We start from the raw sequence: 16,984 nt of genomic DNA, 5'->3' as shown, positions 1-16,984 counted from the left end.
GCCTGTCAGGCCGTCACCCTGGATGGGTGGCGGCAGGTCAGCGCTCGGGCATCAACCGGTTCAGCGTCACGATCGCGCCGATCGCCACCGCCAGCCCGAGCAGGATGTCCGCCAGATAATGCGTGCCCTCCACCGGGGTCGCGAGCAGCATCGCCCCGGCCACGCCGAGCACCGGCCAGCGCAATTCGCGCACTCGCCATGCCGCCTGGATGTAGATCGCCGCCGCCGCCGCATGGAAGCTCGGCGCCGAGACGATGCCGCGCAGGTGCGCCAGGTCCACGACGCGCACGCTGTGATCGCGCAGCGCCGGGATCAGCCCTGGCTGCCACAGCTCGCTCTCGGGCATATAGGGGATCGCCGCGTGCCACAGATAGGCGAACGGGCCGACCGCGGGCATGAAGCCGTAGAGCAGCAATGTCACCAGCGCGGTCAGCCAGAAGGTCGCGAGGAATCGATGCGCGGCGATCCGCTCACCCTTCCAGGCGAAATAGCCGAGCAGCACCGCCGGCGTCGCATAGATGCTGCGATAGGCGATCAGCCCGGCATGCTGAAGCAGCGGGTGATCGGCGACGGCGCGGTACCAGGCGAGCCAGTCGAAGCCGAGGCTTTCGTCGATTCGTTGCAGCGTCGCGTCATGAAAACCGCTGGTCAGCGCCGCGATCGGATAGCTCGCCACCGCACCGATCAGCGCGATCAGCGTGAACAGCGCATAATATTCCGCGCCATTCGCCAGCGCCACGCCATGCCGCCACGGCAGCCGACCGGCCCACAGGCGGAGCGCCAGCGCCAGCGTGCCACACACCACGTAAGGCAGGTTGCCGGCACTGAGCGGATCGATCGTCAGCCCCGCGTGGCGCATCAGTAGCGCCAAGGCAACGCCGCTGCCGATCATGCCGATGCCGATCGCCCGCCGCTGATCGCGCACCGCCGGCGCCGGCCGGCTCGTGGCGAGCCGCCCTGCGGGATAGACGGTCGACGGCGAGGCTAGAAGATATTGATGCGGCACGATGATCGCTCTGTCACAGAAATGTAGCGCCTCGCGCAAGCTGCCTTTCTCATGGCTGAATGAGATCGCCTGAGGCTAGTGCTTGCCCGTCAAAGCCCTTTTTCAAAGCGCCGACGCGTGCAGCCTCAGCGTTCGGCGATGTCCCAGGCTTCGCCGGCCTCGGTGGTGCGGAATCGCTCCGGTGCAATATGTTCGCCGGCGAGCGCAACAGCCAGCCGCTCGCGGGGCTCGTCGATCGTCTCCGACGTGAGCTCGAACGTGCCCCAATGCACGCCGAGCGCGTAGGCGGCGCCGAGTTGCTCGAACGCCGTCACCGCGTCCTCGGGGCCGATGTGGTTGCCGGTCGGCTCGCCATCGAACTGGTAGGCGCCGATCGGCAGGATCGCCAGTCGCACCGGCCCGAGCGCCGCCGCCTCCAGGGTCCAGCGCATGTCGCCGCGCCCGGTATCGCCGGCATAATAAAGGTTGCCGCCGGGCAGCGTCACCGTGAAGCCGGTCCACAGCGAGCGGTTGTGGTCACCCAGGCCATGCGCACTCCAGTGATGCGCGCGGTTGAGGATCACGTCGATCCCCGGCCGCAGCGTCAGCCGGCCGCCCCAGTCGAGCGCGCGCGCCTTGACTCCGTAGCGCGCGAGCAGGCGATCGTTCTCGAGGCCCGTGACGATCGTCGGTCGATCGCGCTGCCACAGTCTCCTCATGGTCGCAGTATCGAGATGATCGTAATGATCATGGCTGAGCAGGATGACGTCGATCGGCGGCAGGTCGGCGAGCCGCACGCCCGGCGCCCGCACCCGGCGCACGCCGGCGAAGCCCACCGGCGACGGTCGCTCGGCCCAAACTGGATCGAGCAGGATGTTGAGGCCCTGGGTCTGGATCAGCACGGTGGAATGACCGATCCACGTCACCTTCATGGCATCGCCCTCCACCCTTCGGGGCGGCGTCGACGGGGTCACCGGCACTGATCGTGGCCAGCTGCGATGCGGCGGATGCACCTCCTGCTTGATCAGCGCGAACGGCCCCTTGTGTGCCTCGCCGCCGGTGCCCTGCTCGCCATCCGGATTGAAGAAGTGCCGACCGTCGAAATGGTCGCTGACCGGCAGCGCGCCCGGTGCGATTTTCGGCACCGCACAGCCGGCGATACCCCATGCTGCCATCCCGACGATCGCCATCGCCGCGCGATACGGCAGCTTTTCCTGCTTGCTGATCATCGCGCTGTTCATGCCAGCGGCGTTCGCACTCCGCCACAAGGATCGTTCGCCTCCGACCGGCGCGCCTGCAACAGGAAAGCAATCGGTCAACGCCCGCCTCCCACGCGCGGTCTTTGACGCAGGCCCCCTCCGCCCGATAAGGCGCACGCATGTCGCTGTTCCCCCCGCTCGCCTGCCCGCGCCTGGTGATCAAGGTCGGCTCGGCGTTGCTCGTCGACCCCGACGGCGCCGTGCGCAGGGCATTTCTGGCCGGACTGGTCGCTGACATCGCCGCGCGGGTGCGTGGCGGGCAGCAGATCGTGGTGGTATCGTCCGGCGCGATCGCACTCGGCGCGCGGCGGCTCAAGCTCGCGCGCGGCGGACGTGCCAGCCTGGAGGATGCGCAGGCGGCCGCCGCCACCGGCCAGATCGCGCTCGCGCAGACCTGGGCCGGGCTGCTCGAAGATCAGGGCATCACCGCCGCGCAGATGCTGGTGACGCTCGACGATCTCGAAGATCGGCGTCGCTACCTCAACGCCGCGGCGACGCTCGGCCGCCTGCTCGGGCTCGGCGTCGTGCCGATCGTCAACGAGAATGACAGCGTCGCCACCGAGGAGATCCGCTTCGGCGACAACGACCGGCTCGCCGCGCGCGTCGCCCAAGCGGCCGGTGCGAGCGGCGTGGTGCTGCTGTCCGACGTCGATGGCCTGTACGACCGCGACCCTGCGGCGCCGGACGCGACCCACCTCCCCCATGTCGCCCGGATCGATGCTGCGATCGAGGCAATGGCCGGCGGCGGCTCCGCGTCGGGCATTGGCTCCGGCGGCATGGCGTCCAAGATCGCCGCGGCGCGGATCGCGGCGCGCGCCGGCATCCCGCTGGCGATTGCCTCGGGAACGGTCGACCGGCCGCTCGCCGGTGGCGCCCGCCACACGCTGTTCGCCGCTGACCGCGTCGCCCCGGCGCGCAAGGCGTGGCTGTCGGGCGGCCTGACCGCGCGCGGCAGCATCCATGTCGATGCCGGCGCGGTGCGCGCACTAGCCGATGGCCGCAGCCTGCTCGCGGCCGGCGCGACCCGCGTCGAAGGCGGGTTCGGGCGCGGCGATCTGGTCACGATCCAGGGCCCGTCAGGGCCGGTCGCACGCGGGCTCGTCGAATATGACGCCGCCGAGGCGGAGCGGCTGCTCGGCCGCCAGAGCGACGACCATGCCGCCATTCTCGGCTATGCGCCGCGCGCCGCGTTGGTTCATCGCAACCATCTGGCGCTGCTGTGATCCTCGCGATCACCGGCGGCACCGGTTTCGTCGGCCGGTGCCTGATCGATCGTGCGCTCGGCGCCGGCCATAAGGTCCGCGCGCTCACCCGCCGCGCCCAGCCGCCGCGCGATGGTGTCACCTGGATCGAGGGCGCATTGGGCAGCACCGATGCATTGGCGACCCTCGCGAGCGGCGCCGCGGCGATGATCCATGTCGCCGGCGTAGTAAACGCCCCGACCCGCGACGGCTTCGTCGCCGGCAACATCGACGGCACCGCCGCGGTGATCGCCGCTACGCTAACGGCTGGCGTCACCCGCTTCGTCCATGTCTCGTCACTCTCCGCCCGCGAACCCGCGCTCTCCACCTACGGCTGGTCCAAGGCGGAGGCGGAGCGGCTGGTCGAGGCGAGCCCGCTCGACTGGACGATCGTCCGCCCGAGCGGTGTCTATGGCCCGGGCGACACCGAATTGCGCGACGTGTTCAAGGCCGCCACGCTCGGGGTGGCGCTGCTGCCGCCGCACGGTACCGTGTCGCTGATCGAGGTGGACGATCTCGCCACCTTGCTGCTCGCGCTGGCAACCCGCCAGGGGCCGCGCGCCGTCTATGAAGTGGACGATGGCACCGCCTGGACCCATGCCGCCCTCGCCCAGGCAATCGGTCGCGCGGTCGGCCGGCGCCGAGTGCTGGCGATCCATCTGCCGCGCGCGCTGATGATGATCGGCGCCTGGATCGACCGGCGCCTGCGTGGCGCCGGCGCCAAGCTTACCGCCGATCGGGTCGGCTATCTCACCCATCCGGACTGGACGGCGCGTGCCGATCATCGCCCACCCGCCGACCTGTGGGCCCCTGCCACCGCCACCGAGGCGGGCCTTGCCGCCACCGCGGCATGGTATCGCGCCAACGGGCTGCTATAGCCGCCGAAAAGCCGCCGCATTGTTCTGCCAGTGTCGCGGGCCTTCCCAGGAGTTAGCATGAGCGACCGCACCCAGATCCTCGACACCATCAAGGCGCAAATCGAGCCCTTCAACAAGAAGGGCGTGGCGATCACCGATGCCACCACCTTCCAGGGCGATCTGGAGTGGGACAGCCTGACGGTAATGGATTTCGTCGCCGCGATCGAGGACGAGTTCGACATCATCATCACGATGAACATGCAGGCCGAGATCGAGAATGTCGGCCAGCTCGCCGACGCCGTCGCCAAGCTGCAGGGCTGACATGACCGAGACTGGATTCCAGGCAGAAGCGCTTCCCGTCGATCCGCCGGTCGTTGCCCCGAGCAACGCTGTCGGGCACGACCTGATGAGCAAGTTCGACCCCCTGATCGCCGAGCGCCAGGCGCTGCTCGACAGCGGCGTCACCGATCCGTTCGCGATCGTGATGGAGCAGGTGAAATCGCCCACCGAGGCGGTGATCAAGGGTCGCGACACCATCCTGCTCGGCACCTACAACTACATGGGCATGACCTTCGATGCCGATGTGATTGCGGCGGGCAAGGCGGCGCTCGACGAGTTCGGCTCGGGCACCAACGGCAGCCGCATGCTCAACGGCACCTTCCAGGATCACATGGAGGTCGAACAGGCGCTGCGTGATTTCTACGGCACCAGCGGCGCGATCGTCTTCTCGACCGGCTACATGGCCAACCTCGGCATGATCTCCACCCTGGTCGGCAAGGGCGAATATGTCATCCTCGACGCCGACAGCCACGCCTCGATCTACGACGGCTGCAAGCAGGGCAATGCCGAGATCGTCCGCTTCCGCCACAACAGCGTCGAAGACCTCGACAAGCGGCTCGGCCGCCTACCCAAGGACGCCGGCAAGCTGGTGGTGCTGGAAGGCGTCTATTCGATGCTCGGCGACATCGCGCCGCTGAAGGAGATGGTCGCGGTCGCCAAGAAGCATGGCGCGATGGTGCTCAGCGACGAGGCGCATTCGATGGGCTTCTTCGGCCCCAACGGCCGCGGCGTCTATGAAGACCAGGGGCTTGGCGGCGAGGTCGATTTCGTGGTCGGCACCTTCTCCAAATCGGTCGGCACGGTCGGCGGCTTCTGCGTCTCCGATCACCCGAAGTTCGAGGCGATCCGCCTCGCCTGCCGGCCCTATATCTTCACCGCCTCGTTGCCGCCGTCGGTGGTCGCCACCGCGGCAGCGTCGATCCGCAAGCTGATGACAGCGCACGACAAGCGCGCGGCGCTGTGGCGCAACGCGCGGATGCTGCACGGTGGGCTGAAGGCGATGGGCTTCCGGCTCGGCACCGAGCAGCCCGACAGCGCGATCATTGCGGTGATCCTCGATGATCAGGAGCAGGCCGTGATGATGTGGCAAGCGCTGCTTGAGGCGGGCCTGTACGTCAACATGGCGCGGCCGCCGGCGACGCCGGCTGGCACTTTCCTGCTGCGCTGCTCGCTGTGCGCCGAGCATAGCCCCGAGCAGCTCGAGCGGGTGCTGGCGATGTTCCGTGCCGCCGGCGAGGCGACGGGCGCAATCGGCTGAGGCCAAAGGGCGCCGCTTTCCACGCTGCGCCCCTTGAGTTAGAATGACGCCGTGATGCGGAACGAGGCCGAGCGGACGGCCCCTGGGGGCGACTTGCCCTGGCGCACCATCATGCTGGTCGTGATGGGCGTGCTGGGGGCCGTGGTGCTGGTCGCGCTGATCGCGACGCTCACCAGCGCCAACCGCCAGCGCGACCGCGCGCTGCAGCTGCAGGCGCACAGCTATGACGTGATGATCCTCGCGCGCACGCTGTCGGGCACCATCGCGCGTTCGGAAGCCTCGCTCGGCCGTTATGTGATCAGCGCCGACAAGTCGCTCGGCCGGCTCTATTTCGATCAATGGCGCCTCGCCAGCAGCCAGCTCGACCGGCTCGGCCAGCTGACCTATGACACGCCCGAGCAGAGCCACCGCGTCGCCCGCCTGCGCGAGGCCTATGCCGAGCGTGGCGCCGAGCTGTCGATCACCGCGCTCAGCACCACCTACGGCCAGAACAACCAGGCACTGTCGCGCTTCTACCAGGCGCGCCAGTCGCCGGCGCTGGCGGCGATCGACTCGACGCTCAACCAGATCATCAGCCGCGAGCGGCAGTTGCTCGATCGCCGCACTACGAACGCGATGGACACCGTCAACCGCGCCAGCCGCCTCGCTGGCGTGCTCGCGGTGTTTGGCGTGCTGATCGTGCTCGCCGCGCTGGTGCTGGGCTGGATCACGATCCGCACCGTCGGCGAGCGCGCCACCGCGCGCGCCGAGGCCGACGCCGAGCGCGAGCGCGCCGAGGAGCTGTCCGGCGCCGTCACCCGCGCGACCGACGAATTGCGCGTCCAGGAAGCCAAGCTGCGCCAGATCCAGAAGATGGAGGCAGTTGGCCAGCTCACCGGTGGCATCGCCCATGATTTCAATAACATGCTTGCGGTGGTTCTCGGCGGGCTGGAACTCGCCCGACGCAGCGTCGTCACCGATCCGCGCGCTGTAGCGCGCCATCTCGACAATGCCACCGAGGGCGCCAACCGTGCCGCCGCGCTCACCCGCCGGCTGCTCGCCTTCAGCCGCGAGGATTCGCTGAAACCCGAGTCGATCGGCGCTGCCGCGCTGGTCGCAGGCATGTCGGAGATGCTCGATCGTACCCTTGGCGAGGCCATCACTGTCACTACCCGCGATGCCGCGGGCGGCTGGCAGGTCCGTGCCGATCGCGTTCAGCTCGAGAACGCCGTGCTCAACCTGGCGGTCAACGCCCGCGACGCGATGAACGGGCGTGGGTTGCTGATCATCGACACCGGCGCCGTCACGCTCGCGGAGCATGAGGTGGATCATTGCCCCGCCGGGGATTATGTCCGGATCGCGGTGACCGACAATGGCTCGGGCATGCCGCCCGAGGTGGTCGAGCGCGTCTACGAGCCCTTTTTCACCACCAAGGAGGTCGGCAAGGGCACCGGGCTAGGGCTCAGCCAGATTTTCGCACTGGTCCGCCAGCTCGCGGGCGAGATTGCCATCGACACCGAGGTCGGTCGCGGCACCACCGTGACGCTCTATCTGCCCCGCGATCGATCCCAGGACGTCGGCAGGCCGGTCGAGGTCGCCGCCCCGGCACCGCTGCCCCCGGTGCCGGACAGCTTGGCGGTGCTGGTGGTGGAAGACGATCCCCGCGTGCTGGCGGCGACCGTCGGCGCGCTGGAAGAGCTCGGCCACACCGCGATCGCCTGCCCGGCACCATTGGAGGCGGCGGGGATGCTCGCCCGTGACGGTAGCATCGACCTGATCATCTCCGACGTGCTGATGCCCGAGCAGACCGGCCCGGAGATGATCGCCGAGCTCGGCCCGCGCTATCCCCATATCGCGGTATTGTTCGTCACCGGTTTTGCCGGTGACGCCAACACCAGCGAGTTCGGCGGCCATCAGGTGCTGCGCAAGCCCTTCACGCTCGCGGGTCTGGAGCGGGCGATCGGCGAGGCGATGAGCCGCGACCGTCCGGCGGCGACGACGCAGATCGCCGCCGAATAGCATCACCCTGCGGCAAGGCTCCCGCGCGATCCGCCCGAGCGACCGACCGGAATTTAAAAGCTGACGCTGCTGGCGGAGCAGCCTATATCCCGCCCTTCCCAGCCCCGGCCGAGCACATTCATGACATCCATCGATCGCTACATGGCCCGGCTGATCGCATTGCCCTTGTTCTCGACGTTGATCATCGCGGCGATGCTGCTGATCCTCGATCGCATCCGCCGCCTGTTCGATTTCGTCGCCGCGCAAGGCGGGCCGATCAGCGTGGTGTGGCGGATGCTCGCCAATCTCTTGCCCGAGTACCTCGGCCTCGGCATTCCGATCGGCCTGCTGCTCGGCATCCTGCTCGCCTTCCGCCGGCTCGCCGCCAATTCGGAGCTTGATGTGCTCCGCGGCGTCGGTGTCAGCTACACGCGCCTGCTGCGCGTGCCTTATATGTTCGCGCTGGTGCTCGCGATCGCCAACATCCTGATCGTCGGCTTCGTCCAGCCGCAGGCTCGCTATTACTACGAGCAATTGCGCTTCGAGCTGCGCACCGGTGCGCTCGGCGCCTCGATCAAGGTCGGCGAGTTCACCCATTTCGGCAGCCAGATGACGCTGCGCATCGAGCAGAGCCACGACAAGGGCCGCAAGCTGGAGGGCATCTTCGTCCATTATGCCAACAAGGGCACCGAATATTCGGTGACAGCCCAGTCGGGCCGGTTCCTCGCCACCGACGATCCCAACACGATCATCTTCCGCCTGACCAACGGCACGTTGGTTCACAAGGCTCCGAATTTCGCCGTGCCGCGCGTGCTCACCTTTACCTCACACGATCTGCCGATCCCGCTGCCGAAATATGAGAACTTCCGCCAGCGCGGCGGCCGCAACCTCGAATTCACCCTGCCCGAGCTCGCGCGCATCGGTCATTCGTCGCACAGCGAGGCGCAGCGCGATTCCAGTCGCTCCGAATTCCACTTCCGCGTGGTCGAGGTGGCGACGATGTTCCTGCTGCCGTTGCTCGCCATCGCGCTCGGCGTGCCGCCCAAGCGTTCCAGCTCGGGCGTCGGCGTGTTCCTCGCGATCGTGATGATCGTCGCCTATCACAAGGTGAACGAATATGCCGCCGCGGTAGGTGAGCTCGGCCGGGTCGATCCGCTGATCGCGCTGTGGACGCCGTTCCTGATCTTCGCCGGGATCATCATCTGGATGTATTACACCATCGCCTATGTCCCCGGTGGCCAGCCGATTGGCGCGCTCGAGCGCAGCTTCTCTAAGCTCGCCAAGCTGATCACCCGCTTCCTGCCCTTCCGCCGCAAGGAGGCCAAGGCGTGAGCGCGCTGTTCCCGTCCCGCACTATCGCCATCTACATGGGCCGGATGTTCCTGCTGCGCACCTTCGGGTTGCTCGCGGCGCTGCTGCTGATCCTGCAGACGCTCGATCTGCTGAGCGAATCGGGCAACATCCTTGCCCATGCCGGCAACACCCAGGCCCAGGTATGGCAATATGTCGGCCTCCGCGCGCCGCAGATCGTCTCCTTCCTGCTGCCCTTCTCGGTGCTGCTCGGCACCATCCTGACGCTGATCACGATGAACCAGAACAGCGAGGTTATTGCGCTCAAGGCCGGCGGCCTGTCCGCGCACCAAGTGCTGGCGCCGTTGCTGGTCGCGAGCATGGGCGTGGCGGTGGTGAGCTTCGCCTTCAACGAGCGGATCGTCACCCGCGCGACGGCGACGCTCAATCAGTGGAAGAACGTCGATTACGGCCCGCTGCCGATCGACCGCGGCGATCGCACCAACGTCTGGGTGCGCGATGGCGACGATCTGATCGCGGTCGATCAGGTGCAGGGGCGCGGCAATGCGGTGCAGCTCGGCGGCATCACCGTTTACGATCGCACCGGGGGCAACCTCGTCTCGGTCATCCGCGCGCCGCGCGGCAAGCGCAGCGGCAACGGCTGGCTGATCGCCCCGGCGCGGCGGTTCGACATCGCCAGCGGCAAGCTCGCCCAGGTCGGTGCGATCGTCGTCGCGCCGGGCGTCCGCCCGGACCAGTTTACCCTCGGCACCGTCGACGACGAAAGCCTGTCGTTCACCGAGCTCAGCGCCGCAATCGGCGACCTGCGCGATGCCGGTCGGCCGACCAAGGCGCTGGAGGGTACCTTGTGGCACAAATTGTCGGGGCCGCTGTCCGCGGTGCTGATGCCGCTGCTCGGCGCGGTCGCGGCGTTCGGCACGGCGCGATCGGGTCAATTGTTCATCCGCGCGGTGATCGGCATGGCGCTGGGCTTCGCCTATTTCGTCGCCGACAATTTCGCGCTGGCAATGGGCAATCTCGGCGCTTACCCGCCATTCCTGGCTGCCTGGGCGCCGTTCCTCTTGTTCCTACTGATCGGCGAAGCGGTGCTGATCCGCACCGAGGAATAACCCTCTTCCCATAACAAGCCGCCGCCACACCCGCCGTCACCCCAAACGCCGTCACCCCAGCGAAAGCTGGGGTCTCCTTGAAGAGAGCGAGCAGCGCGCCTCAAGCAGATCCCAGCTTGCGCTGGGATGACGGTTTGAGGAAAGGGCGCCCTCACCTTTAGGTAAAGACGCCCTCTGTTCGTCAGACCTTTAACCGGCTCAGCGCGGCATCATGGTGCTCTTGCCGATCCGATGCATCAGCCCCAGCGCGCTCTTGTAGCTCGCCTTGTGATAGACCGAGCCCTCCTCGAGCACCTCTGCAATTCTACGGTGCGCCTCGCCAAGCGCGTGATAGGGCAGCCCAGGCAGCAGATGGTGTAGCGCATGGTAGCGCAGGCCCACCGGCGCCCATAGCGCCGGCAGCAAACCGGGCGGCGGCACGTTGACCGAGTCGAGATACTGCGCGGTGACGCTCATCTGCTCGCCCTCATTCTCCCACAGATGCGCGACCAGCGTGCGCACTTGGTTGAGTAGCGCCACCGCCGAGCCGATCGCGACCACGATCCCAAAGCCGCGCAGCGGGATCAGCCCGGTCGCGACCAGCGCGACCACGGCAACTGCCCACACCGCCGCGCCGCCATCCAGCCGGTCAAACAGCCGGCGCTGCTCGCCTTCGGGAATCTTGCGGCGGAACGACGGATTGATCGACAGCGCCGAATAACGCTCGATCACCGTCCTGCGCAGCGGCGGGATCAGCCACGATAGCGGTGACAGGATCGCGAAGCGGATCAGCAGCCCGACCGGCGCAAGCAGCGAGACGAGGATGAACACCGGCAGCGTCCACGGCTTCATCAGCGCCAGCGGCAGATATTCGGGGTCCTCCGCGGTGCCATAGCGGGTCTTGGCATGGTGAAGGTTGTGGACGCCTTCATACATGAACGACGGGGTCAGCATGGGGATGCCGACCAGCAGGTTCCAGCCGAGGCGGAAGCCGGGAAGCGCCGCATGCTTGATGTGGCTGATTTCGTGGATGAACAGCAGCGCGCGATATAGCGCGAGCACCGCGACGACGCCCGCCGCGATCATCAGCGCGGTCGACGACGCCAATACCGCAACCGCAGCCGCGCCATAGCCCACCGCCGTTGAGGCGATGAGGTCACCCCAATAGACCAGCGGCTTGGGCGCATTGAGATCGCGGGTGAGATCGGCCGCCGCGCGCAGCATCGCCTTGTCGTCGGCGATACGCTGGGCCGGTGCTCGGTCCGCCGGCGCAGCGGCCGCGCCTCGCGCGAAGGAAAGCGTGGTATCCATGGCGTGTTCCATTGGCCCTAGATAGTGGCGACAGCGTGGCATTTACAGGCGGTGGGCCGTGCGGCGGTGATGACTTGCCTCGATCACAGCGATGCGCGCTGCCCATCACGGCGCGTTGGTTACGGGCGAAACCGAAACCACACTCGCCATCGGCGTGGCGACTGGCTACACGCGCACAGCTGTTTTCCGGAGGCATGAATGGCGAGCACCTTGTTGATCAGACCCGTCGAGACCAAGGCGGACCGCAAGATCTTCGTCGATCTGGCGTTCCGGCTGTACAAGGACGATCCCCATTGGGTGCCGCCACTGAAGGGCGAGGCACTCGGGCTGATCACCCCGGAGAAGAACGGCTGGTTCAGCCACGCCAAGGCACAGCTGTTCCTTGCCTATGAGGGCGACAAGGTGGTCGGCCGCATCTCGGCGCATATCGACACGCTGGCGCTGACCATGCCGGCGGCGCAGGGCTTCGGCCCCGGGGTCGGGCAATGGGGGCTGATGGAGGCGGAGCGCGAGGACATCTTCGTGGCGCTGCTCGCCAAGGCCGAAGGCTGGCTGCGCGAGCAGGGCATGCACCGCGCGCTCGGGCCGATCTCCATGTCGATCTGGGAAGAGCCCGGCCTGCTGATCGAGGGCTATGATCATGCCCCGACGATCATGATGGGCCATGCCAAGCCCGAATATCGCGGCTGGATCGAGGCGGCGGGCTATGTCGGCGTCAAGCAGCTCATGACCTATGAGCTCGATATCACCCAGGAATTCCCGCCGATCGTCAAGCGCATCATCCGCTCGGGCGAGAACAACCCACGGATCGTCATCCGCCAGGTCGACAAATCGAAGTTCGACGAGGAAGCCGCGATCATCCTCGCCATCCTCAACGACGCCTGGAGCGACAATTGGGGGTTCGTCCCCCTCACCCCGCCCGAGATCAAGGATGTCGGCGTCAAGCTCAAGCCGATCGTGTTCAACGACCTGATCCGCATCGCCGAGCTCGACGGCAAGCCGGTCGCGTTCATGATCACGCTTCCCGATCTCAACGAGGCAATTAAGCCGCTCAACGGCAGCCTGCTGCCGTTCGGCTGGGCCAAATTGCTGCTGTGGCTGCGCAAGCCCAGGGTGCGCACGATGCGCGTGCCGCTGATGGGCGTGGTAAAGGAACTGCAATCGTCGCGGATGGCGAGCCAGCTCGCCTTCATGATGATCGAGTATATTCGCAAGGCCTCGGTCGACCATTATGGCGCGAGCCGCGGCGAGATCGGCTGGATCCTCGACGACAATCAGGGCATGCGCTCGATCGCCGAGACGGTGCACGGCACCGTCAACAAGGTCTATCAGGTGTATTCGCGCGATCTGTAAGCGCGCCGTCGTCGGCCGGCGCATGTCCGCCGGCCGATCGTCAGCTTACACCGTGAAGCTCTCGCCGCAGCCGCACGCGCCCTTGGCGTTGGGGTTGTTGAACACGAAACCCGCGGTGAAATCGTCCTCCACCCAGTCCATCGTCGACCCGACCAAGTACAGGATCGAGCCGCCGTCGACGAACAACGTGCCGCCGGCGGTGTCGATCTTCTCGTCGAACGGCTTGGCCTCGGTGACGTAATCCACCGAATAGGCGAGCCCCGAGCAGCCGCGCCGCGGCGTCGACAGCTTGACGCCGAGCGCACCGGCGGGCGCCTTGCCCATCAGATCGGCGATCCGCGCCTCGGCGGATGAAGTCAGGATCAGCGGCGCCGGGCGCACGCGAGCGGCAGTGGCCATCACAGCATTCCCAATTCGAGCTTGGCTTCGTCCGACATCTTCTGCGGGTCCCAGGGCGGATCCCAGACCAGATTGACGTCGGCGATCGCGATCCCCGGCACCGAGCCGACGCGCAGTTCGACCTCGCCGGGCATCGATTCCGCGACCGGGCAATTGGGCGTGGTCAGCGTCATCGTCACCGCGCAATGCCCCTCGGTGGAGACATCGACGCCGTAGATCAGCCCGAGATCGTAGATGTTGACCGGAATTTCCGGGTCATAGATCTCCTTCAGCGCGTCGATCACCGCCTCGTACAGCGCGCCACCCGGCTCGCCCGGGGCATCGCCCTGCGGCTGCTGCGCCAGGAAGCCGTCGAGATAGTCACGGCGACGTTCGCCCTGAGCCTCGACCTGCGGCTCCGGCGCCTCGTCCACCCGTGCGCGTGGTGGCGGGATCACCGCCTCCACTTCCTCGATGCGAAAACCGTCGCTCATCCGAATTCCTTACCCGAAAATCCGCGTGACGCGCTCGATGCCGCGCACCAGCGCCTCGATGTCCTGCGGGCCGTTATACACCGCGAAGCTCGCCCGCGCCGTGGCATCCACGCCCAACGCCGCCATCAGCGGCTGCGCGCAATGATGCCCCGCGCGGATCGCGACCTGCGCCTCGTCCAAGATGGTGCCGATGTCGTGCGGATGCACCCCCTCGATCACGAAGCTGACGATGCCCGCCGAGTCATCCGGTCCGAACAGCCGCACCGAGTTGATCTGCGACAGCGCCTCGCGGGTCTGGCGGACCAGCGCGGTCTCATGCGCATGGATCGCCGCGAGGCCGATATCCTCGACATAGTCGATCGCCGCGGCGAGGCCGAGCGCGCCGACGATGTGCGGGGTTCCCGCCTCGAACCGGCCCGGCGGCGGCGCATAGGTGGTGCGCGCGAAGCTCACCCGATCGATCATCGACCCGCCACCCTGATAGGGCGGCATCGCCTCGAGCAGTTCGGGCCGCGCCCACAGCACGCCGATTCCGGTCGGGCCGTACAGCTTGTGGCCGGAGAAGACGTAGAAGTCGCAGCCGAGCGAGGCCACGTCGACCGGCAGCCGCGGCACTGCCTGGCAGCCGTCGATCAGGATCTTGGCGCCGACGCCGTGGGCAAGTTCGGTCACCCGGGCCACGTCGAGCACCGAACCGAGCACGTTGGAGACGTGCGCGAGCGCGACCAATTTGTGCTGCGGCGTGATCATCGCCGCCATCGCGTCGAGATCGATCCGCCCGTCCGCAGTCAGCGGCACCACGTCGATCGCAGCCCCCACCCGCTCGGCGACCATCTGCCAGGGCACGATGTTGCTGTGATGCTCGAGCATCGACAGCAGGATCCGGTCGCCCGCCTTGAGCTGCGTCCCCGCCCAGCTGTGCGCGACGAGGTTGATCCCCTCGGTCGCGCCACGCACGAACACGATCTCGTCGGCCGAGCCGGCGCCGATGAACCGCGCCACGGTGCGCCGCGCGGCTTCATAGGCCAGCGTCATGTCCGCCGAGCGCTGGTAGACGCCGCGATGGACGGTGGCATAGGTCTCGCCATAGGCGCTGGCGATTGCGTCGATCACCGGCTGCGGCTTTTGCGCGGTCGCGGCGGTGTCGAGATAGGCCCAGCCCGCGGGAATCGCAGGGAAGTCAGCGAGGCGATCGAGCGGCGCGGCTTTGTCGCCAACGGGCGGCAGCACTTGCTCGAGCACGGTCATGACACCCGCCCTCCCTCGGGCGGCAGGGCAGCACCCAGCGCCTGGCCCAACCACGCATCCGCGTTGGCGGCGAAGGCATCACGCACGGTCTCGTTGCCGATCCGGTCGAGCGCGTCGGCGACGAACGCGCGGGTCAGCAGCGCCTGCGCCTTGGGCTTGGGGATGCCGCGGCTCTGCATGTAGAACAACGCCCGGTTGTCGAGCTCGCCCACCGTCGCGCCGTGCGCGCATTTGACGTCGTCGGCGAAGATCTCGAGCTCGGGCTTGAGGTTCACCGTCGCGGTGCGCTGCAGCAGCAGCCCGCGCAGGCTTTGCTCGCCGTCGGTCTTCTGCGCGTGCCGCGCGACCTCGACTGCCGCGGCAAGGCTCGCGGTGGAGCGATCCGCCGCCACCGCGCGCCACAATTGATGCGACTGGCCGTTGGGCTCGGCATGGCGGACCCGCACCGCGCACTCTTGGCGCTGCTCGCCCGCGGTGAGCAACGCGCCGCCGAACTCGGCATAGCCGCCGTCGCCCGCCAGCGTCACCGCGGCATCGATCCGGGTGCCGGCATGGCCGGCGCCGAGGAAGGTCGTGATCAGGCTCGCGCCCACGCCCAGCGTCGCTTCCTCGCGGACGCTGGTGAAACCGGCCTCTTGAGTCAGCCGCACCGCGCGCATTAACCGCGCCGCGCGCCCGAGCGAGACCGAGGTGAAGCGGTTGCTCCAGCCCGCGCCGACATAGGTCTCATAGACCTGCGCCACCGCATCGTCACCGAGCACGATCGCCGCCGGCAGGTGGTTTTCCGCGCCGGTGGCGACATGGACCACCTGGACCGGATCGAGCGCCGCGTCCGCCTCGACGCGCAGCATCCAGCCGGTGCCGGCGGCATGACGGCCAAGCAGGTGATCGCCGCCACCGAGTTCGGTCAGCACCACGCTGCCGAGCACGCTGCGCGCGTCATCGAGCACGCCGTCGACGAACAGCAGCCGCGCGCCGGGCAGATCGAGGAACGCGCCATCGGTATCGGGGGCCGCTACCGGTGCCAGCGCCGCCGCGGTGGCGAGCGCGCCCATGTCGGCCCAGCGCCACGCCTCGGCGCGGCTGGACGGCAGATCGAGCACCGCGCTCATGCCGCCGCCTGCGCGTAACCCTCGCGCTCGAGCTGGTGCGCCAGCTCGGCGCCGCCGGTGCGGGTGATCCGCCCGGCTTCCAGCACGTGGACGAAATCCGGCTGCACATAATCTAGCAGGCGCTGGTAATGGGTGATCAGCAGCACCGCCTTGTCGGGCCGGCGCATGATCCGGTTGATGCCATCGCCGACGATCCGCAGCGCATCGATGTCGAGGCCGCTGTCGGTCTCGTCCAGGATCGCAAATTTGGGATCAACGATGCCCATCTGCACCATCTCGTTGCGCTTCTTCTCGCCGCCCGAGAAGCCGACGTTGACCGGCCGCTTGAGCATGTCGTGGTCCATGCTGAGCAGATCCGCCTGGCCGCGCGCGAGCTTGAGGAATTCGCCCCCGGACAGCGGCTTCTCGTCACGGCTCGCACGCTGGGCGTTGAGCGCCTCGCGCAGGAACTGGACGTTGGAAACGCCGGGGATCTCGACCGGATATTGGAAACCCAGGAACACGCCGGCGGCGGCGCGCTCGTGCGGCTCGAGCTCGAGCAGATCCTGGCCGGCGAAGGTGATCGAGCCGGCGGTCACCTCATAGCCGGGCCGACCGCCGAGCACATAGCCGAGCGTCGACTTGCCGGCGCCGTTCGGCCCCATGATCGCGTGCACCTCGCCCGCGTTCACCTCAAGGCTCAGCCCCTTGAGGATTTCCTTGCCGTCGATCTCGGCGTGGAGGTTGTCAATCTTGAGCATTCTTCTCTCATTCATTCCCTGGCGACGCCGACG

The 16,984-nt window shown here is 67.7% G+C and carries 16 protein-coding genes; 8 read left to right on the top strand and 8 right to left on the bottom strand.

All coding sequences use genetic code 11. From position 1 onward, the window contains the following. Positions 1-37 precede the first annotated feature (37 nt). The gene (locus OXR60_RS10540; RefSeq protein ID WP_267395855.1) at positions 38-1,006 is read right to left on the bottom strand and encodes a phosphatase PAP2 family protein; all 969 of its coding nucleotides are present in this window, start codon (positions 1,004-1,006) and stop codon (positions 38-40) included. Positions 1,007-1,131: 125 nt separating this feature from the next. After that, the gene (locus tag OXR60_RS10535) at positions 1,132-2,226 is read right to left on the bottom strand and encodes an MBL fold metallo-hydrolase (protein ID WP_267395854.1); all 1,095 of its coding nucleotides are present in this window, start codon (positions 2,224-2,226) and stop codon (positions 1,132-1,134) included. 137 nt (positions 2,227-2,363) lie between these two features. Between OXR60_RS10535 and proB the strand changes: the two genes are divergently transcribed. The 7 genes from proB (at position 2,364) to lptG (ending at position 10,336) form a co-directional block, all read left to right on the top strand. Next, complete coding sequence (gene proB / locus OXR60_RS10530) at positions 2,364-3,467, top strand: glutamate 5-kinase (protein ID WP_267395853.1); 1,104 nt, start codon at positions 2,364-2,366, stop codon at positions 3,465-3,467. Further along, complete coding sequence (locus OXR60_RS10525; protein ID WP_267395852.1) at positions 3,464-4,363, top strand: NAD(P)H-binding protein; 900 nt, start codon at positions 3,464-3,466, stop codon at positions 4,361-4,363. The genes proB and OXR60_RS10525 overlap by 4 nt, the downstream gene beginning before the upstream one ends. A 57-nt stretch (positions 4,364-4,420) precedes the next feature. After that, positions 4,421-4,663, top strand: coding sequence for an acyl carrier protein (locus tag OXR60_RS10520; RefSeq protein WP_267395851.1), 243 nt, complete (start codon positions 4,421-4,423; stop codon positions 4,661-4,663). Between the two features lies 1 nt (position 4,664). Beyond that, the gene (locus OXR60_RS10515) at positions 4,665-5,939 is read left to right on the top strand and encodes an aminotransferase class I/II-fold pyridoxal phosphate-dependent enzyme (RefSeq protein WP_267395850.1); all 1,275 of its coding nucleotides are present in this window, start codon (positions 4,665-4,667) and stop codon (positions 5,937-5,939) included. A 54-nt stretch (positions 5,940-5,993) separates the two neighbouring features. After that, entirely contained in the window at positions 5,994-7,937 is a 1,944-nt protein-coding gene (locus OXR60_RS10510) for an ATP-binding protein (RefSeq protein WP_267395849.1), read from the top strand. A 120-nt stretch (positions 7,938-8,057) separates the two neighbouring features. Next, complete coding sequence (lptF, locus tag OXR60_RS10505; RefSeq protein ID WP_267395848.1) at positions 8,058-9,248, top strand: LPS export ABC transporter permease LptF; 1,191 nt, start codon at positions 8,058-8,060, stop codon at positions 9,246-9,248. Continuing rightward, a complete protein-coding gene (lptG, locus tag OXR60_RS10500; protein ID WP_267395847.1) occupies positions 9,245-10,336 on the top strand; it encodes an LPS export ABC transporter permease LptG in 1,092 nt (363 codons plus the stop codon). Before lptF ends, lptG begins: the two co-directional genes overlap by 4 nt. Before the next feature lie 198 nt (positions 10,337-10,534). Here the strand turns inward: lptG and OXR60_RS10495 are convergent, their stop codons facing one another. Then, positions 10,535-11,626, bottom strand: coding sequence for a fatty acid desaturase (locus OXR60_RS10495; RefSeq protein ID WP_267395846.1), 1,092 nt, complete (start codon positions 11,624-11,626; stop codon positions 10,535-10,537). Between the two features lie 198 nt (positions 11,627-11,824). Between OXR60_RS10495 and OXR60_RS10490 the strand changes: the two genes are divergently transcribed. Further along, a complete protein-coding gene (locus tag OXR60_RS10490; RefSeq protein ID WP_267395845.1) occupies positions 11,825-12,979 on the top strand; it encodes an N-acetyltransferase in 1,155 nt (384 codons plus the stop codon). 45 nt (positions 12,980-13,024) lie between these two features. Here OXR60_RS10490 and OXR60_RS10485 read toward each other — a convergent pair whose 3' ends face one another. Genes OXR60_RS10485 through sufC form a run of 5 tightly spaced genes read right to left on the bottom strand, consistent with a single transcriptional unit; the run spans position 13,025 to position 16,951 of the window. Next, positions 13,025-13,378: an iron-sulfur cluster assembly accessory protein gene (locus OXR60_RS10485; protein WP_267395844.1), complete on the bottom strand. Its 354-nt coding sequence runs from the start codon at positions 13,376-13,378 to the stop codon at positions 13,025-13,027. After that, complete coding sequence (locus tag OXR60_RS10480) at positions 13,378-13,851, bottom strand: SUF system Fe-S cluster assembly protein (RefSeq protein WP_267395843.1); 474 nt, start codon at positions 13,849-13,851, stop codon at positions 13,378-13,380. Before OXR60_RS10480 ends, OXR60_RS10485 begins: the two co-directional genes overlap by 1 nt. A 9-nt stretch (positions 13,852-13,860) precedes the next feature. Further along, on the bottom strand, positions 13,861-15,099 hold the full coding sequence (locus OXR60_RS10475) for a cysteine desulfurase (protein WP_267395842.1): 1,239 nt from the start codon (positions 15,097-15,099) through the stop codon (positions 13,861-13,863). Continuing rightward, entirely contained in the window at positions 15,096-16,211 is a 1,116-nt protein-coding gene (locus OXR60_RS10470; RefSeq protein WP_267395841.1) for a SufD family Fe-S cluster assembly protein, read from the bottom strand. The genes OXR60_RS10475 and OXR60_RS10470 overlap by 4 nt, the downstream gene beginning before the upstream one ends. Continuing rightward, positions 16,208-16,951, bottom strand: coding sequence for a Fe-S cluster assembly ATPase SufC (sufC, locus tag OXR60_RS10465; protein WP_267395840.1), 744 nt, complete (start codon positions 16,949-16,951; stop codon positions 16,208-16,210). Before sufC ends, OXR60_RS10470 begins: the two co-directional genes overlap by 4 nt. Between the last annotated feature and the right edge of the window lie 33 nt (positions 16,952-16,984).

The sequence above is a fragment of the Sphingomonas sp. GC_Shp_5 genome (genome assembly GCF_026540855.1).
Lineage (GTDB): Bacteria > Pseudomonadota > Alphaproteobacteria > Sphingomonadales > Sphingomonadaceae > Sphingomonas.
The sequence above is the reverse complement of the archived record's forward strand: the minus strand, read 5'-3'. Positions and strand labels throughout refer to the sequence as shown.

Coding starts and splice junctions, on each gene's coding strand:
- OXR60_RS10520 (WP_267395851.1), top strand. CDS start 4,421: ATGAGCGACCGCACCCAGATCCTCGACACCATCAAGGCGCAAATCGAG.
- lptF (WP_267395848.1), top strand. CDS start 8,058: ATGACATCCATCGATCGCTACATGGCCCGGCTGATCGCATTGCCCTTG.
- sufC (WP_267395840.1), bottom strand. CDS start 16,951: ATGCTCAAGATTGACAACCTCCACGCCGAGATCGACGGCAAGGAAATC.
- OXR60_RS10490 (WP_267395845.1), top strand. CDS start 11,825: ATGGCGAGCACCTTGTTGATCAGACCCGTCGAGACCAAGGCGGACCGC.
- OXR60_RS10510 (WP_267395849.1), top strand. CDS start 5,994: ATGCGGAACGAGGCCGAGCGGACGGCCCCTGGGGGCGACTTGCCCTGG.
- OXR60_RS10475 (WP_267395842.1), bottom strand. CDS start 15,099: ATGACCGTGCTCGAGCAAGTGCTGCCGCCCGTTGGCGACAAAGCCGCG.
- OXR60_RS10535 (WP_267395854.1), bottom strand. CDS start 2,226: ATGAACAGCGCGATGATCAGCAAGCAGGAAAAGCTGCCGTATCGCGCG.
- OXR60_RS10495 (WP_267395846.1), bottom strand. CDS start 11,626: ATGGATACCACGCTTTCCTTCGCGCGAGGCGCGGCCGCTGCGCCGGCG.
- OXR60_RS10515 (WP_267395850.1), top strand. CDS start 4,665: ATGACCGAGACTGGATTCCAGGCAGAAGCGCTTCCCGTCGATCCGCCG.
- proB (WP_267395853.1), top strand. CDS start 2,364: ATGTCGCTGTTCCCCCCGCTCGCCTGCCCGCGCCTGGTGATCAAGGTC.
- OXR60_RS10485 (WP_267395844.1), bottom strand. CDS start 13,378: ATGGCCACTGCCGCTCGCGTGCGCCCGGCGCCGCTGATCCTGACTTCA.
- OXR60_RS10470 (WP_267395841.1), bottom strand. CDS start 16,211: ATGAGCGCGGTGCTCGATCTGCCGTCCAGCCGCGCCGAGGCGTGGCGC.
- OXR60_RS10480 (WP_267395843.1), bottom strand. CDS start 13,851: ATGAGCGACGGTTTTCGCATCGAGGAAGTGGAGGCGGTGATCCCGCCA.